At 67.0% G+C, this 16,357-nt stretch carries 17 protein-coding genes; 10 read left to right on the top strand and 7 right to left on the bottom strand.

Annotation, left to right across the window (positions count from 1 at the left end; all coding sequences use genetic code 11):
• Positions 1-19: 19 nt before the first annotated feature.
• Genes ACWPM1_RS05490 through ACWPM1_RS05480 form a run of 3 tightly spaced genes read right to left on the bottom strand, consistent with a single transcriptional unit; the run spans position 20 to position 1,594 of the window.
• The gene (locus ACWPM1_RS05490; protein WP_455693827.1) at positions 20-328 is read right to left on the bottom strand and encodes an NAD(P) transhydrogenase subunit alpha; all 309 of its coding nucleotides are present in this window, start codon (positions 326-328) and stop codon (positions 20-22) included.
• Positions 329-332: 4 nt separating this feature from the next.
• Positions 333-1,457 (bottom strand): NAD(P) transhydrogenase subunit alpha, encoded by a 1,125-nt coding sequence (locus ACWPM1_RS05485; RefSeq protein WP_455695130.1) that lies wholly within the window; start codon positions 1,455-1,457, stop codon positions 333-335.
• Positions 1,458-1,468: 11 nt separating this feature from the next.
• Positions 1,469-1,594, bottom strand: a complete 126-nt coding sequence (locus ACWPM1_RS05480) for an aa3-type cytochrome c oxidase subunit IV (protein ID WP_455693826.1) — start codon at positions 1,592-1,594, stop codon at positions 1,469-1,471.
• Between the two features lie 155 nt (positions 1,595-1,749).
• Between ACWPM1_RS05480 and ACWPM1_RS05475 the strand changes: the two genes are divergently transcribed.
• Positions 1,750-3,168 carry a sigma-54-dependent transcriptional regulator gene (locus tag ACWPM1_RS05475; protein WP_455693825.1) on the top strand — a complete coding sequence of 473 codons (1,419 nt, stop codon included), beginning with the start codon at positions 1,750-1,752 and terminating at the stop codon, positions 3,166-3,168.
• Between the two features lie 18 nt (positions 3,169-3,186).
• Positions 3,187-3,969: an SDR family oxidoreductase gene (locus ACWPM1_RS05470; RefSeq protein ID WP_455693824.1), complete on the top strand. Its 783-nt coding sequence runs from the start codon at positions 3,187-3,189 to the stop codon at positions 3,967-3,969.
• Here the strand turns inward: ACWPM1_RS05470 and folP are convergent.
• Positions 3,966-5,075 (bottom strand): dihydropteroate synthase, encoded by a 1,110-nt coding sequence (folP, locus tag ACWPM1_RS05465; RefSeq protein ID WP_455693823.1) that lies wholly within the window; start codon positions 5,073-5,075, stop codon positions 3,966-3,968. The genes ACWPM1_RS05470 and folP overlap by 4 nt on opposite strands.
• 102 nt (positions 5,076-5,177) lie before the next feature.
• On the bottom strand, positions 5,178-6,302 hold the full coding sequence (locus tag ACWPM1_RS05460) for a DNA methyltransferase (protein ID WP_455693822.1): 1,125 nt from the start codon (positions 6,300-6,302) through the stop codon (positions 5,178-5,180).
• A gap of 265 nt (positions 6,303-6,567) precedes the next feature.
• Between ACWPM1_RS05460 and ACWPM1_RS05455 the strand changes: the two genes are divergently transcribed.
• The 3 genes from ACWPM1_RS05455 (at position 6,568) to ACWPM1_RS05445 (ending at position 9,089) form a co-directional block, all read left to right on the top strand.
• Positions 6,568-7,269: a sulfotransferase family protein gene (locus ACWPM1_RS05455; RefSeq protein WP_455693821.1), complete on the top strand. Its 702-nt coding sequence runs from the start codon at positions 6,568-6,570 to the stop codon at positions 7,267-7,269.
• Between the two features lie 90 nt (positions 7,270-7,359).
• Positions 7,360-8,271: a hypothetical protein gene (locus ACWPM1_RS05450; RefSeq protein WP_455693820.1), complete on the top strand. Its 912-nt coding sequence runs from the start codon at positions 7,360-7,362 to the stop codon at positions 8,269-8,271.
• Positions 8,272-8,393: 122 nt separating this feature from the next.
• Positions 8,394-9,089, top strand: coding sequence for a sulfotransferase family protein (locus ACWPM1_RS05445; protein ID WP_455693819.1), 696 nt, complete (start codon positions 8,394-8,396; stop codon positions 9,087-9,089).
• Here ACWPM1_RS05445 and ACWPM1_RS05440 read toward each other — a convergent pair.
• On the bottom strand, positions 9,086-9,715 hold the full coding sequence (locus tag ACWPM1_RS05440) for a ribonuclease HII (RefSeq protein ID WP_455693818.1): 630 nt from the start codon (positions 9,713-9,715) through the stop codon (positions 9,086-9,088). The genes ACWPM1_RS05445 and ACWPM1_RS05440 overlap by 4 nt on opposite strands.
• On the opposite strand from ACWPM1_RS05440, the gene ACWPM1_RS05435 reads away from it, so the two are divergent.
• Genes ACWPM1_RS05435 through ACWPM1_RS05415 form a run of 5 tightly spaced genes read left to right on the top strand, consistent with a single transcriptional unit; the run spans position 9,714 to position 13,787 of the window.
• Positions 9,714-10,901, top strand: coding sequence for a PQQ-dependent sugar dehydrogenase (locus ACWPM1_RS05435; protein ID WP_455693817.1), 1,188 nt, complete (start codon positions 9,714-9,716; stop codon positions 10,899-10,901). The genes ACWPM1_RS05440 and ACWPM1_RS05435 overlap by 2 nt on opposite strands.
• Before the next feature lie 42 nt (positions 10,902-10,943).
• Positions 10,944-11,459 carry a GNAT family N-acetyltransferase gene (locus ACWPM1_RS05430; protein WP_455693816.1) on the top strand — a complete coding sequence of 172 codons (516 nt, stop codon included), beginning with the start codon at positions 10,944-10,946 and terminating at the stop codon, positions 11,457-11,459.
• 24 nt (positions 11,460-11,483) lie between these two features.
• Positions 11,484-12,020 (top strand): DUF1285 domain-containing protein, encoded by a 537-nt coding sequence (locus tag ACWPM1_RS05425; protein WP_455693815.1) that lies wholly within the window; start codon positions 11,484-11,486, stop codon positions 12,018-12,020.
• Positions 12,017-12,616: a CoA pyrophosphatase gene (locus ACWPM1_RS05420; RefSeq protein ID WP_455693814.1), complete on the top strand. Its 600-nt coding sequence runs from the start codon at positions 12,017-12,019 to the stop codon at positions 12,614-12,616. Before ACWPM1_RS05425 ends, ACWPM1_RS05420 begins: the two co-directional genes overlap by 4 nt.
• On the top strand, positions 12,609-13,787 hold the full coding sequence (locus ACWPM1_RS05415) for a CCA tRNA nucleotidyltransferase (RefSeq protein ID WP_455693813.1): 1,179 nt from the start codon (positions 12,609-12,611) through the stop codon (positions 13,785-13,787). The genes ACWPM1_RS05420 and ACWPM1_RS05415 overlap by 8 nt, the downstream gene beginning before the upstream one ends.
• A 161-nt stretch (positions 13,788-13,948) precedes the next feature.
• On the opposite strand, the gene parC is transcribed toward ACWPM1_RS05415, so the two are convergent.
• On the bottom strand, positions 13,949-16,261 hold the full coding sequence (parC, locus tag ACWPM1_RS05410) for a DNA topoisomerase IV subunit A (RefSeq protein ID WP_455693812.1): 2,313 nt from the start codon (positions 16,259-16,261) through the stop codon (positions 13,949-13,951).
• Positions 16,262-16,357 lie beyond the last annotated feature (96 nt).

Here is a 16,357-nt window from a genome sequence, read left to right as displayed (position 1 = left end):
CGTTCCGCGGGAAGGGCGCTCACGCCTTCTTCTCCGCCGCGGGCGCCGGCTTATCCTTCTTCTTGTACATGGCCAGCATTCGCGCGGTGACCGCAAACCCGCCGAAGATGTTCACGCTGGCCAGCGCCACCGCGATCAGTCCGAGCCACTTGGCGCTTGGGCTCCCCTCCGCCGCCGCCGCGATCAGCGCGCCGACTACGATCACCGACGAAATCGCGTTGGTCACCGCCATCAACGGCGTGTGCAGCGCTGGAGTGACCGACCAAACGACGTAATAGCCCACGAAGCAGGCGAGCACGAAGATCGACAGGATCGAGATGAAGTCCACTTGCTCAGCCCCCCTTGAGCCGTTCGCTCACCACCGCCCCGCCCCTGGTCAGCCGCACCGCGTCGCCGATCTCCGCGTCGAGAACTGGGCGGCCCTGTTCCTTGTCCCAGAAGGCGGACAGGAAGTTATAGAGATTGCGCGCGTAGAGCGCGGATGCATCGGCCGGTAGCTTGGCAGGGGTGTTGGCGTAGCCGATGATCTTCACGCCGTGCTTCTCGACTACCTGATCGGCCACCGATCCTTCGACATTACCGCCTTGCGCCACCGCCAGGTCGTAGATCACGCTGCCGGGCTTCATGGTCGCGATCTGGGCGTCCGAAATCAGCCGCGGCGCCGCCCGGCCCGGGATGAGCGCGGTGGTGATGACGATATCCTGCTTGGCGATATGGCTCGAGACCAGCTCGGCCTGCGCCGCCTTGTACTCGTCCGACATCTCGGTCGCGTAGCCGCCCGCGCCCTCGCCCTCTATCCCGGCAACGTCCTCGACGAAGATCGCCTTCGCGCCGAGCGACTGGATCTGCTCCCTGGTGGCCGAGCGGACGTCGGTGGCGGAGACCTGGGCCCCCAGCCGCCGAGCCGTCGCGATTGCTTGCAGGCCGGCGACGCCGACCCCCATCACGAATACTTTAGCCGCCTGCACCGTGCCGGCGGCGGTCATCATCATCGGGAAGGCCCGACCATAAACATCGGCTGCGGCGATCACCGCCTTGTAGCCAGCGAGGTTCGACTGGCTCGATAGCACGTCCATGCTCTGCGCCCGGGTGATTCGCGGCATGAACTCCATCGCCAGCGCCTCGAAGCCCGCGCCGGCATAGGCATCGACTCGCTCACGCCTGCCGAACGGGTCGAACACCGCCGCGACCCACGCACCGGGATTGGCGCCGGCCAGTGCCGAGGGTTCCGGGGGCGCAACGCCCACGACGATATCCGCGCCCTCCACCACCTCGACGCCCGCACCGACTTGCGCGCCAGCATCGGTATAGGCGCCATCGGGGATGCTCGCCCTCAGCCCGGCGCCTCTCTCGACCGCCACCGTCGCACCCAGCGCGGCGAACTTCTTCGCCGTTTCGGGCGTCAGGGCGACCCGGGTCTCGCCCGGCGCGGTCTCCTTGAGGACGGCAATCCGCAGCGGGATGACCGTCACTCGGCGATCAGGATGACGATAATCAGCGTCAGGATCGCCAGAGCAGGTACGCTCCACTTCAGCAGGTTGATGAAGCCGCCGTAGGTACCTTGGTGCGCCTTCATGTCGTTGCCGGTTGCCATTGTCTCTCTCACCTCACGAATTTGATTGGCGCGTCTCCTATCGCGCGCCGCGCGCCCGCTCAACCCCGAGGCGGCGGCTTTTCGAGTGGCTTAAGCGGACCTTTACTCCTGTCCCGTATTCGGTCGGTCTGTATCGGGACGGGACACGTGGGACGATGATCGACGGCGAACACCGGCTATTGATGCTGATCGACGACGAACCGGCGCAGAGCCGGCTCATTTCCGCACTCGCCGCGCGCGAGGGCTGGCGCACCCTGGTCGTCGGGGACTCGGAGACGGCCATCGCCACGCTCGGCACGCGGCAAGGCATGCAGCTTTCCGCGATAATCCTCGACCAGTGGGTCCCCGGCGACGAGGCCTGCCGCCTGATCGAAGAATTGAAGGCGCGTCGGCCCGGCCTGCCGATCCTCATGCTAACCGCCAGCGCGAGCCCGCTGCTCGCGGTCGAGGCGATGCGCGCGGGCGCCAACGACTACCTCATCAAGCCCGTCGCGCCCGACCGGCTGATGCAGGCGCTCCGCAGCGCCACCAAGCGCGAGGCGCCGCGCGACGAGCTCCAGCCGCTGACCGAGAAGCTGGGCCAGGTGCTCGACTTCGACGCGATGATCGGCACCGCGCCTAATTTCCGTGCCGCGCTGGCCAAGGCGGCCAAGTCGGCGCGCGGCCACGGCAACGTGCTGATCGAAGGCGAGACCGGAACCGGCAAGGAAATGCTGGTGCGCGCGATGCACGCCGCCTCGCCCCGCGCCAAGGCGCCGTTCCGCCTGATCAACGCCCGCGCCGTTCCCGCCAATTCGATCGAGTCCGTGCTGTTCGGTCACGAGCAAAACGCTTTTCCCGGCGCCTTCGAGCGGCAGGTCGGCGCCATCCAGCAATGCGATGGCGGTACGCTGGTGCTCGACGAGATCGATCGTCTGACGATGGACATGCAGGAGAAGCTCGCCGAGGTCCTCTCGACCGGCGTTGTCCGCCCTGTAGGCGCGCGGCACGGCTTCAAGATCGACGTGCGAGTTCTTTCGGCCAGCAACCTGCCGCTCGGCGCGCTCGGAGACGCCGGCTATTTTCACCCGGCGCTTCACGAGCAGCTCTCGGGCACCACGATCACCCTGCCGCCGCTGCGCGAGCGGACCGGGGATATCCAGGCGCTCGCCCGCCATTTCCTCACCCGCATCGGCGAGCAACCGGGGTTGCGGGCCCTGACCATTACCGACGGGGCGCTGGCGCTGCTGGCCGCGTTCGACTGGCCGGGCAACGTTCGCCAGCTTCAGGCCGTGCTGTTCCGTGCTGCGGTGTTCTGCGACGGCGACGCGCTCACTTCCGACAGCTTTCCGCAGCTATCCGAAATGCTCGGTGAGCCCGTGGAAACCCGCGACCCCCGCCTCGATGGGGTGGGCGTGATGCTCTACACCGACGACGGCAACCTGCGCAGTCTCGAAGAGATCGAGGCCGACGTCATCCGCCTCGCCATCGGCCACTATCGCGGGCGCATGACCGAGGTCGCCCGTCGTCTCGGGATCGGCCGCTCGACGCTGTACCGCAAACTCGGCGACTTGGGGATTGAGAGCGCCGCCTGAGTGAACTAGCGACGCGGCATGCGAAAACTATCGGGCATGCTTTGCGTGGTAACCGGCGGCGCGCGAGGGATTGGCAAGGCGATCTGCGCGGCTTTCGTCGCTGAAGGGGCCCGGGTCGTACTCACGGACATCGACGAGAGCGAGGGCCTCCAAGCGGCGGCCGAACTCGGATGTGAGTGGCATCGGCTCGATGTGGCGAGCGAAGCCGACTGGGATGCCTTCGCGCGCGCCTATCCCGCAATCGACGTGCTGGTGAACAATGCCGGGATTACCGGATTCGAGGACGGTCCCGCGGCGCATGATCCGGAAAACGCCAGCCTGGCCGAATGGCAGCGGGTCCACGCCGTAAACACTAACGGTTGCTTCCTCGGCTGCCGCTACGCGCTTCGGGCGATGAAGGCGAAGGGCACTGGATCGATCATAAACATGTCGTCGCGCTCGGGCCTTGTCGGCATTCCGGGCGCGGCCGCCTACGCGGCGAGTAAAGCGGCCGTCCGCAATCATTCGAAGTCGGTGGCGTTGTATGCCGCGCAGAAGGGCTGGGCCATCCGCAGCAACTCGATCCACCCTGCGGCCGTGTTCACACCGATGTGGGACGCGCTGATCGGCGACGGGCCCGATCGCGAGAAGCGAATGGCGGCGATGGTGTCCGATACGCCGCTCAAGCGCTTCGGAACCGTCGACGAGGTCGCCGCGCTCTGCGTGTACCTCGCCTCGCCGGAAAGCGCCTATATGACGGGTGCCGAGCTCACGCTCGATGGCGGCCTGCTGGCGGGTTCCGCCGCCTCGCCCGGCAGTTAATCCAGCGCCGAAAAGTCGGTCAGCGCCGCGTCGCGCAGACCGCGCCAGACATTGCGCGCCTGCACCGTCTCGGCGACGTCGTGCACCCGGACGAGCTGGATGCCGGCGTCCATCGCCTTGACGGCCAGCGCCACGCTGCCACCCAACCGTTCATGCGCGGCCGCCTCGTTGCTGAGAGCGCCGATCATCCGTTTGCGGCTGGCACCGAACATCAGCGGCTGACCGAGCGCGTGGAATAGTGCCAGCGAGTTGATCAAAGCGAGGTTGTCGGCCAGCGACTTGCCGAAGCCGATACCTGGATCGAGCACGATCTTCTCGCGGGCGACGCCCGCGGCGAGCGCCTCGTCGCGCCGTGCGGCAAGCCAGTCGAACACATCGAACACGACGCTGTCGTAGTCACCGCCGGCGTGGAGGTCCTCGCCAGACCCGGGCGCGTGCATGAGCACCACGGGACAGGCGCGAGCGGTGACCAGGTCGACCATGTTGGGGTCGTGCCGCAACGCTGAGACGTCGTTCGCCATATGCGCCCCGGCATCGAGCGCGGCGTTCATGACCGCCGCCCGGCGGGTGTCGATGCTGATCGCCGCGCCCATCTTCGCGCAGTATTCGACCGCCGGGACCACGCGGGCGATCTCGTCCTCCTCCCACACCGCCGCCGCTCCCGGGCGGGTGCTTTCGCCGCCGATGTCGACCAATGCGGCGCCCGCCTCAAGCATCGCCGCAGCATGCGCGGCGCCTTCCTCGGGCTTTTCGAGGAACTTCCCGCCGTCGGAAAAGCTGTCGGGGGTGACGTTGAGGATGCCCACCACCTGCGGTTGATCGAGGCGGATCGTCCGCTCGCCAAGCTGGAGCGGCGGGTGTGCCGTGCGCAAAGCGCCCCACTGCGCCTCGGCCTCGGCTCCGAGCTCTGCCGATAGCCTGGCGAAGGTCTCGGCGGCGGTTTCCGAAGTGAAGCGGTACCGCTCGACAACGCAGCCCTCGCGCCGCACGAGTGCCGCGAAGCGGTGAGCGTAGACCAGTCCACCGGCGAGGCGGACGGCGTCACCGCCCTCGCTCTGCGGGCTGGCCGCGAGGCCGATGGGCATGATGTAGAGGCGGTCGGTCATATCGAACCCTTAACTCGTCTTTGAAAGCGACGCGAAGCAATCCAGCTCCGAAGCTGGATTGCCGCGCGACCCGTCGGTCGCTCGCAATGATGAGTGGTGAGCCTAGTCTTCCACGCTCAACAGGTAGAGCTGGCGCGCGGCATCGATCGGCTTGATCTCCCCGCCTGTCTCGTAGTGCCAGAAGGCCCAGCCGTTGCAGCTCGGCGCACCCTGGAGGTCCTTGCCGAGGCCGTGGATCGAGCCGCTTTGGGTCTCGTAAAGCAGCGAGCCGTCTGTGCGCACGGTGGCGGTCCACCGGCGGCGCTTGTCGAACACCTGGGTCCCGGGCGGCAGAAGACCCGCCTCGACCAGCGCGCCAAACGCCACCTTGGGCGCGGCGCGCGGGCTTTGCATCGTGGCGAGCGCGCTCTCGTCGAGCGGCAGCTCCTTCTCGATCCGCTTCGTCGCGACCTCGCGGTAGGCGGGCTCGCGCTCGCAGCCGATCCATTCGCGTCCCAGCCGCTTGGCAACCGCGCCGGTGGTGCCGGTTCCGAAGAACGGGTCGAGCACGATGTCGCCCTTTTCGGTCGTCGCGAGCAGCACGCGATAGAGCAGCGCCTCGGGCTTCTGCGTCGGGTGCGCCTTGTGGCCGTTTTCCTTGAGGCGCTCCTGCCCGCCGCAGATCGGGATCACCCAGTCGCTGCGCATTTGCAGTTCGTCGTTGAGCGTCTTCATCGCGCGGTAGTTGAAGTGGTAGCGGCTCTTCTCGCCCATGCTGGCCCAGATCAGCGTCTCGTGCGCGTTGGTGAAGCGGGTGCCCTTGAAGTTGGGCATCGGGTTGGTCTTGCGCCACACGACATCGTTGAGAATCCAGAACCCCAGGTCCTGCAAAATCGCGCCGACGCGAAAGATGTTGTGGTAGCTGCCGATGACCCAGAGCGCGCCGTCGGGCTTGAGCACCCGGCGCGCCTCGCTGAGCCAGGCCCGCGTGAAGTCGTCGTAAGTCTTGAAGCTGTCGAACCGGTCCCAATAGTCGGTCACCGCATCGACATGGCTGCCGTCAGGCCGGTTCAGATCGCCACCGAGCTGCAGGTTGTAGGGCGGGTCTGCGAACACCAGGTCGACGCTGGCGGCCGGCAGTCGCTTCATCGCCTCGATGCAATCGCCCGCCAGAATCCGCCCCAGCGGCAGTTCGACCGGTGCCGCATTCCCGCGCGCACGAGCCCGTGCGGTCTCCAAGACCCCCATCCCGTCAGTTCCCCCTGATTCAACTTATCCACATGGTGAGTCCTCGCGGACTCGCCGTCAAGCGGGGACTTTCGGTCAAGCTCACGAAAACGGAAATTTACTGAGACGGAACAGAAGGTGTCCGTGCCAACCACTTGCTTTAGAAACACTGTCTTCCATGAAGAAGCGAGCAGGTGTTGCGCGAAAGACTCATTTCACAGCCGCTTGCGACGGCAAGCGGGCGGGCGCACAGTGCCCGACGTGACCGCCCCGGGAATCCTCGTTCATGACACTTGAGGTGATCGCGGCGGGCCTTGGGCGCAACGCGACACTATCGATGAAATTCGCGCTTGAGGCGCTGGGCCTTGGCCCATGCCATCACATGACCGAAGTGCTGGCGGACGGCCGCCAGCAGATTCCCTTATGGCTCGCCGCCGCCGAGGGTCGACCCAACTGGGGAGCCATTTTCAAGGGGTTCCGCTCGACCAGCGACTATCCCTCGGCAACTTACTGGCGAGAGCTTGCCGCGGCCTATCCGCAAGCAAAGGTGATCCTGACTACGCGTGACGCCGACGGCTGGTGCGATTCGGTGAAGGAGACGATCTTTCACCCTGCAAGGCGCACGCTATTTCGCGGCATGCCTGTAGGGTCCATGCTGGAAGCGACGATCTTCGACCCCATCGGCCACGATCCCGAGGACCGCACCTTTCTCAAAGAATGGTACACCGCCCGCAATCAGTCGGTTGTTGACGCCTTGCCAGCGGACCGCCTGTTGCCATTTCATCCGCGGGAGGGCTGGGAACCTCTTTGCGCTTTTCTCGGTGTGCCAGTTCCCGAATTTCCGTTTCCCCACGTGAACAGCCGAAGCGAATTCGGCACTGCGCAAGGCCGTCGCGGGACATTCGCCGGCGACCCCGAAACGCACGAACGTGCCGCGCGCCAGTACATCGAGATCATGCGCGGAAAGGCGTTTCAGCGCGCAGCGTAGTCGCTATCGGCGAATCATCGGAAAAGCATCGGTTCTCCATCATGGCCGAACTTCGCGGTGTCCTTCAACTAGGAGGCAGGAGGACATGTCATGGACGATCTCGACCGGCGCAAAGCCCTTGCCGCACTGGGCCTGGTACTCTTGAGCGGATGCGGAGGCGGCGGGACATCGGCGCCCGCACCATCCCAGGCGCTGCCGCCACCTCCTCCGCCGCCACCTCCGCCACCCCCGCCACCCCCGCCGCCGCTGCCTCCGGTTGGCTCACTTGGCACTCTTGGCGTCACGACGGCTCAATCATTCGCTCTGCTGGGTTTCACCGTCCGGGCGAAGCAGGACGGGTGGGACTGGATAACAAACCCGGACACGTACGATTTCGATCCGGGCCTGGGCATGCGATTCTCGCCGCCGTCCAGCCTGATCATGTCGGTGCCCGGCCTGAGCGAGGGGGAACTGATTGCCCATGCCGAATCAGGCAGCGCATTCAATGGCGAGCGCGTCTCCGCCTATTTCGATGCGATAGGCGGCATAGTCGACCTCCGGCGGCCCGTAATCGCCAGTCAGATCGCCCAGCACATGATCAGCGCTTATTTCACGAGCGCGGCCGACCCCACCCAGAAAGATCCCTACTTGAATGCCCAGTTCGGATACGGGGTTGCCTCTCCGCCCAACGCGCTCCCCACCACCGGCACAGGAGTATATCGCCGATCCGATGCCGCGGTCGACGACTTGCGCGTGGATTTCGCCGCGCGCCGGATCACGGGCCTCATCCGCACAGGGTTCTACGGCCAAGGCACAAGTGACTTCAATCTCAAGGACGTAGTTGTTTCCCCGGATGGCACCCGGTTCTCAGGAAAATTCGGACCGGTCGACCCGTCGCTCGACGGCGAGATCGAGGGGATGTTTCTCGGGCCGAAGGGGGAGGAGATCATAGCCCGCACAAAGCTTCTGGTGCCCAATGCAGTATCGCCGGCCATGACGATCTTCGCTCGAAAGAGCGCCTAGGGTAGCATTTGGTCGCACAAACCCAGGCCAACCGCTGGGGAAACGATGTGGGCGGATTTGGCGCTTGCCCGACCGACAAGCGCGGTTCAGCTTTGGCACCGGGTCGCGATGATGGGGGAATCATGGCGCTTGAAGTCATCGGGGCGGGACTGGGCCGGAATGCCACGTTCTCGACCAAGTTCGCACTGGAGCATCTGGGCTTCGGACCTTGCCACCACATGGCCGAAGTCTTCGCCGACGCGCGCCGGCAGGTGCCGCTGTGGTTGGGCGTGATCGCCGGGCGTCCCGACTGGGACGAAGTGTTTCGCGGCTTCCGCTCGACGACCGACTACCCGGCGTGCAGCTACTGGCACGAGCTTGCCGACTATTATCCGCAGGCCAAGGTGGTCCTCACCGTGCGCGATCCCGATAGCTGGTTCGAGTCGGTCAGCGAAACCATCTTCTCCGAAGCGATGCAGGGCGGGCTGCGCGGAAGCCCAGCAGGCGACATGATGCAGGGCGCCATCTTCGCCCATTTCGGCGGCGGCGATATCACCGATCGCCGGTTCATGACCGACTGGTACACCCGGCGCAATCAACTGGTGATCGATGCTATACCGACCGAACGGCTGCTGGTTTTCCACCCTAAGGACGGCTGGGAACCGCTATGTCGCTTTCTGGGCGTTGCCGTTCCCGAAGAGCGCTTTCCAAGGGTAAACAGCCGGGATGAGCTCCAGCAGGCCAACGATGAGGCCGGCGGGTTGCAGCCCGATGCCGCTTCCGCGGAAGCGTTCGGAAAACGGTATATCGAAGAGCTCCGCGCGAAAGCCTTCGCCTAGGCGAAGGCGAGCCCGCTCTGGGCCACAGGCGCGAAGCTGCGCCGATGGAGCGGACACGGGCCGTGCTCGACAAGCGCCCGCAGATGCTCGGGCGTCGAGTACCCGACGTTGGTCTGCCACCCGTAATGCGGGTGTGCCTTGGCGTGCTCCCGCATGATGCGGTCGCGCCATTCCTTGGCGACGATGCTCGCCGCACCGATCGCAGGCTCCCTGGCGTCGCCGCCGACGATGGGCTTGGCCGCCCACCGCCATTCAGGCCGCCGCCCGTGCGGGGTGAGGTTGCCGTCGACCAGCACAAGCTCGGGGTCGCACTCCAGCACCTCGGCCAGCCGAGCGACCGCGATCGTCATCGCCAGCATGGTCGCATGGAAGATGTTGAGCCGATCGATCTCATCGACCTCGACCACTCCCACGGCCCAAGCGCAGCGACGGCGGATCGCAGCGTCGGCGCGCGCCCGGCTTTCGGAACATAGCTTCTTCGAATCGTCGATCCCCGCGGGGCGGGGCTTGCACAGCGCGACCGCAGCGGCGACAACCGGGCCAGCCAGTGGGCCCCGGCCGGCCTCGTCGACACCGACGACGAGGGGCGATAGGCCGAAAGATGGATGAGGAGTTCCTGCGAACATGTTGACCAAGCGACCGACCCTATTCGCGCTTCTATCCACCGCCGCGCTCGCGCTTTCAAGCTGCGGCGCGCAGGCCACCGGGGACAGCGCTGTGGATGCGCGCTCGACACCGGCCCCCACCGCCGAAGCGGGGGCGCCGTTCGCGGTGACCCAGCATAGCGCATTCAACGAGCCGTGGGCGGCCGCCTTCGCCCCCGGTACCAACGTGCTGTTCGTCACCGAGCGCAGCGGGACAATGAAGTTTGTCGATCTGCCCAGCGGGCGTCTCGGAACGGTAAGTGGCGTGCCCAAGGTCGACTACGGCGGCCAGGGCGGCCTCGGCGACGTGGCTTTCCTGCCTAGCGAGCGTAGCGCGACGCTCGACCGGCGGACGATTTATCTGACCTGGGCCGAAGCCGGCGACGGCGATACCCGCGGCGCGGTTGTCGGGCGCGGCCAGCTAGCGTGCGAGGAAGCCGACGCTTGCCGCATCGAAGGCATGACGGTGATCTGGCGGCAGGCCAAGGTCACCGGACGCGGGCACTATTCGCACCGGATCGTCTTCGCGCCCGACGGCAAGACGATGTTCGTCGCGAGCGGCGACCGGCAAAAAATGGACCCCGCGCAGGACACTTCGAACAACCTGGGCTCGATCGTCCGGCTCAATCTCGACGGCACCCCGGCGAGCGGCAACGCGTTCGTGGGGCAAGCTGGCAAGGCGCAGGACATCTGGTCGTGGGGCCATCGCAACATCCTCGGCCTCAAGTTCGACTCGTCGGGGCGGCTGTGGGACCTCGAGCACGGTCCGGCTGGCGGCGACGAGTTCAACCTCGTCCGCAAGGGCACGAACTACGGCTGGCCGGTGGTCTCCGAAGGGGACCATTACGACGGCAAGGTAATCCCGCCGCACTCGACCCGCCCCGAATTCGCCGCACCCGCGATCGCCTGGAACCCGGTGATCGCGCCAGGCGACTTCATCTTCTACTCGGGCAAGCTGTGGCCCCAGTGGAAAGGGCAAGCGCTGATCGCGGCGATGAGCCCCGAGGGCGTGGTGCGCGTGGGAATCGACGGGGAGAAGGCAACCGAGCTCGCCCGTTACCCGATGGAAAAGCGCATCCGCGAGATCGTCGAGGGCCCCGACGGCGCGATCTGGCTGCTGGAGGACAAGGCCGGCGGCCGGCTGCTCGAGCTCCGCCCGGCCCGTTAACGCTCGACAGCGGGGAGGCGGGTCCTTATCGGCGCGCGCCCAATGCCGAGCATCGTGCCCCTCTCCACGGTCGACCCGCAGCAGATCGAGCAATTGCTCGACGCCGCGTTCGAGCCCGAGCGCAAGCAGCGCACCTCGTATCTCATTCGGGGGGACGCCGAGCCGCTGCCCGCGCTGAGCTTCGCAGCGCTCGACGACGACGACTGGCTGGTCGGCGCGATCCACGTCTCGCCGGCGGCCCTCACCGACCCGCAAGGCCGCGCACATCCGCTGCTGATGGTCGGGCCGGTGGCCGTGCTGCCGGCGCATCAGGGCGAAGGATACGGCAAGGCGCTGATGGCCGCCGCGCTGGGAGCGATCGATCCGGCGGCCCCGCTGCCGCAAGTGCTGATCGGCGATGCCTCGTACTACGGCCGCTTCGGCTTCGAAGAGACGCCGCGCGGCTGGCACTGCCCCGGGCCCTGGGAACCGGGGCGCCTGCTGGTCCGCTGCGACAACCGCGCGACCTTGCCGCCCGACGGCATGCTGGGTCCCTGGCCGCCCCGCTTGGCGAACTGACGCACATCTGGCATCGCCGCGCCGATGCCCTACGACCCTCCTCCCGAGATTGCCGGACTGTCGCTGGCCGAGCTCGCCGAGGCGGTCGAGGCACGCAAGCTGCCGCCGGTCGAGCAGTGGTCGCCCTCTAACGTGGGTGACAGCCATATGATGATCCTCGCCGACGGGACCTGGACCCACGAAGGCAGCCCGATCGCCCGCCCGGCAATGGTTCGCGCCTTCGCCTCGCTGCTGATGCGTGACGCTGAGGGGCACTGGCTGGTGACCCCGGTGCAGAAGCTGTCGATCGCGGTCGAGGACGCTGGCTTCGTCGCCATCGATGTGACCGCGAAGGACGGCGCGCTCGCTTTCCGCCTGAACACCGACGAGATCGTCATCGCCGGGGCGGAGCATCCGCTCACGCCGCGCGGCGATGTCGAAACGCCGGCGCTATACCTCGCCGTCCGCCGCGGCTGTGAGGCCCGGCTCAACCGATCGACTTACGAGCAGCTGGCGCTGCTGGCGGATGCCGACTGGAAGGTGACAAGCCAGGGCCAAAGCTACTCGCTGGTGCCCGCATGAACACGCTGTTCGACCGCCTCGCGAAGGTGTTCGAGGCGGGGCATTCGCGCGACGTCGAACTGCTCACCGACGCGATGGCGCCAACGCAAGATCTCCACGCCGCGGCAGTTCTGATCGCGGTGACCGATCGGCCGGAGCCGGGCGTGCTGCTGACCCACCGCCCCGAGACAATGCGCAAGCACGCCGGCCAGGCGGCCTTTCCCGGTGGACGGCTCGATTCGGGCGAAGATGCGGTCGCCGCCGCCCTGCGCGAGGCGCACGAGGAGCTCGGCCTCCATCCCCGCCACGTGCAGGTGATCGGCACCACCGACCCGTTCCGCACCCGCACGGGGTTCGACGTCACCCCGGTTCTCGCCGTCATCCCGCCCGACCTGCCGCTGGTACCCAACCCCCACGAGGTGGCCGAGTGGTTCGAGCCGCCGCTCGCATACGTGCTCGATCCCGCCAACCAGGTCCCGCGCACGGTCGAGTGGGAAGGCGCGCCGCGCACCTACTTCGAGATTGTCTGGCAGCAGCATCGCATCTGGGGGATCACCGCGGCGATCATCGGCAACCTCTCACGGCGGCTCGAACTGGCGGAACTGTTCGATGGCTGAGCTGCCCGCGGCCGCATGGACGCGGCGCCCCGAACTGGCGCGGCTCGTTTCCGCGCTGGGAGCTGGCAATGCGCGCTGGGTGGGCGGCGCCGTGCGCGACACGCTGCTCGATCACGAAGTGCACGATATCGACGCGGCGACCCCGCTCCCGCCAGCCGAAGTGATCGGCCGGCTCGATGCCGCGGGCATCCGCACGATCCCCACCGGCATCGATCACGGCACCGTCACCGCAATCCTCGAAGGGGGCAACGTCGAGATCACCACGCTGCGCAAGGACGTCTCGACCGACGGCCGGCGCGCCACGGTTGCGTTCGCCAACGACTGGCGGGAGGATGCCGCGCGGCGCGATTTCACCATCAACGCGCTCTATGCCGACCCCGCCACGCTCGAGGTGTTCGACTATTTCGGCGGGCTCGACGACCTGGCCGCGCGACGCGTGCGGTTCATCGGCGACGCCCGCCAGCGGATCCGCGAGGATTACTTGCGCATCCTGCGCTATTTCCGGTTTCAGGCACGCTTCGGCGCGCAGCTCGACGCCGCTTCCGAGGAGGCCTGCGCCGAGCTAGCCCCCAGCCTAAAGGGCCTCAGCCGCGAGCGCGTGGGGTGGGAACTGCAGAACCTGCTCTCGCTACCCGATCCGTCCCCTACCCTGGCGCGAATGCGACAGCTGGGCGTGCTCCAGGTAATCCTCCCCGAGTGCGGCAAGCACGAAGTCGAAAAGCTCGTCGGGTTGATCGCGGCCGAGGACGCGGCCGGCCTCCCGCCCGACGCGATCCGCCGTCTCGCCGCGCTGCTGCCGGCTGTACCGCCAGTGGCCGAAACCGTGGCCGCACGGCTTAGGCTATCGAAGAGCCAGCGCGGGCGCCTGGCCTGCGCGGCGGCGCGGGACATGCGCGACGGCGACGATCCGCGCGCGCTCGCCTGGGCGGTGGGCGTGCCGTGCGCGGTAGACCGCCTGCTGCTCACCGGTGGCGATCCCGCCGTGCTGGCCGGGTGGGAGGTGCCCCGGCTTCCGCTCAAGGGCGGCGAAATCGTCGCCCGCGGCATCGCGGCCGGGCCGGATGTGGCGAGGCTGCTGCAGGCGGTGGAACAGCGCTGGGTCAAGGAAGGCTTTCCGGGGCGCCAGCGGGTCGAACGCCTGCTCGACGAGGAACTCGCCCGCCGCAGCTGAGCGGAGACCGTCCCGCAATATCTTCGTTTCACCGCAGAACGATTGCGGCGGTTTTGTGACCGATATTAGCTGGCCCCTAACCGAAGGTAATCTGCAAAGCAGAGCCCTCGGGTCGCGGAACGGGTCGGAGGCGTCGAGCGCTCTTCGGCCCGTTTTACGTTTCAGAACTTGTTGTCCTTGGGGAAGCCGCGCGGGGGCAAGCGTCCGGCGGCGCCGCGCGCGACCTTCCATTGCCAGACATCGTCTTCGGTCCGGGTCCGCCCGCTCTCGCCGCCCATCGCCCAGCTCAGGCCGTCAGCTAGGGTGAAGGTGATAGCGTCGGCCAGCCCGCCGTCACGGTAACGCTGCAGGGTCACCCCCTGCCCGCGGCTGAGGATCGGCACTTCCTCGAGCGCGAACACCACCAGCTTTCGGTTGTCGCCGACGACCGCGACGTGATCGTGCGCGGCCGCGATCTCGCGCACCGCAACGAGTTTCTGCCCCTCTTTCAGGTTCACTACCTGGCGGCCCTTGCGGGTCTCGGCGAGCAGTTCGTCGGTCTCGGCGGCGAAGCCCTTGCCGCTCGTCGAGGCGAGCAGCAGCTGGCCCTTCGGCTTGTGCACCATCGCCGCGATTACCTGCGCTTCGGAATCGATGTCGAGCATGGTCCGCAGCGGCTCGCCGAACCCTCTGGCGCCCGGCAGCTTGTCGGCGCCGATGGTGAAGAAGCGCCCGTCGTCGGCCGCGAGCAGCAGCTTGTCCGTAGTCTGCGCATGGAGCGCCAAGGCGGGTCCGTCGCCTTCCTTGAACTTCCAGTCCTGGTCCAGAGGCAAGTGCCCGCGCGCGGCGCGAATCCAGCCCTTGGCCGAGAGGATGACCGTAACCGGCTCCTTCTCGATCATCGCCGACGGATCGTATTCGACCGTCGGCGCCGCCTCGGCGATGGTCGTGCGGCGGCGGCCGAGCGGGGTGTCTTCGGCGTATTCCTTCCGCAGATTGGTGAGGTCGCGCTTCAATCGGGTGCGTTGGCGCGCCGGGCTTTCGAGCAGCTTGTTGAGCTCGTCCTGCTCTTTCAGCAGCTGGTCGTGCTCGCGCCGCAGCTCCATTTCCTCGAGCTTGCGCAAACTGCGCAGGCGCATGTTGAGGATAGCCTCGGCCTGGCGGTCGGTCAGTTCGAACTCGGCCATCAGCACCGGTTTGGGCTCGTCCTCGGCGCGGATGATCGCGATCACCCGGTCGAGGTTGAGGAAGGCGATGATGTAGCCTTCGAGCAGCTCCAGCCGGCGGGCGATCTGCTCTAGCCGGTGGCGGCTGCGGCGCTGGAGGATGTCGATCTGGCTGGCGACCCAGTGCAGCAGGACTTCCTTGAGCCCCATCACCATTGGCGTGCGGCGGATATCGCCATCGGGCCCGGGCTGCGCGTCGAGCACGTTGAGATTGAGCCCGAAGCGGGTCTCGAGATCGGTCAACTTGTAGAGCGATTCCTTGAGCAGCTCCGGATCGACGTTGCGGCTCTTGGGCACGAAAACGATGCGGATTTGCTCGTCGCTCTCGTCGCGCACGTCCTCGAGGATCGGCAGCTTGCGGTCGGCGATGAGCTGGGCGACCTGTTCGATCAGCTTGCTCTTGGGCACCTGGTAGGGGATCTCGCTGACGACGAGCTGCCACTGGCCGGCGCCGAGCCGCTCGACGCCCGCCTGCTGGTCGGCCGCGTCCTTCGCTTCGGCGGCATGGAACCGCGCGCGGATGCGAAACGATCCGCGGCCGGTTTCGTAAGCGGCGGAGATGGTCGCCGCGCTATCCACCACCAGCCCGCCGGTGGCGAAGTCCGGCCCATGGAACAGCTCCATCAGCCGCGCGTGCTCGGCGTGCGGGTTGTCGATCAGCTCCAGCGTCGCGTCGAGCACTTCTGCGACGTTGTGGCTGGGGATGTTGGTCGCCATGCCGACGGCGATTCCGCTCGATCCGTTGGCGAGCAGGTTGGGGAACAGGCCCGGGAAGATCTCGGGCTCTTCTTCCTCGCCGTTGTAGGTCGGGATGAACTCGACCGTGCCTTCGTCGAGCCCCTGCATCAGCAGCAGCGCGGTACGCGTCAGCCGCGCCTCCGTGTAGCGATAGGCGGCGGCGTTATCGCCGTCGATGTTGCCGAAGTTGCCTTGCCCCTCGACCAAAGGATATCGGAGCGAGAAATCCTGCGCGAGGCGGACCATCGCGTCATAGACCGACTGGTCGCCGTGCGGGTGGTACTTGCCAATTACGTCGCCGACCACGCGCGCGGATTTCTTGAACGCGTCGGTGGGGTTGAGCTTCAACTGTCGCATCGCCCACAGCAGGCGCCGATGCACCGGCTTCAGCCCATCGCGCAGGTCGGGCAGCGAGCGCGCCGTGATCGTGGAGAGCGCATAGACGAGATACCGCTCCGACAGCGCGCTGTCGAACGGGGCGTCGACGATGAGGTCGAACGGGTCTTTCTCGCTGTCGATCACGTCGGCCATGCGCCGCCCCCTAGCAGCGCGGCGGCTCCGCGCTCAACGCCTCTCCCTGTGGCTGTCCCCCGCGACTAGCGGAACCGACCGAGGCCGCTTGCATTA

It is taken from the genome of Tsuneonella sp. HG249 (assembly GCF_053819205.1).
The sequence above is the reverse complement of the archived record's forward strand: the minus strand, read 5'-3'. Positions and strand labels throughout refer to the sequence as shown.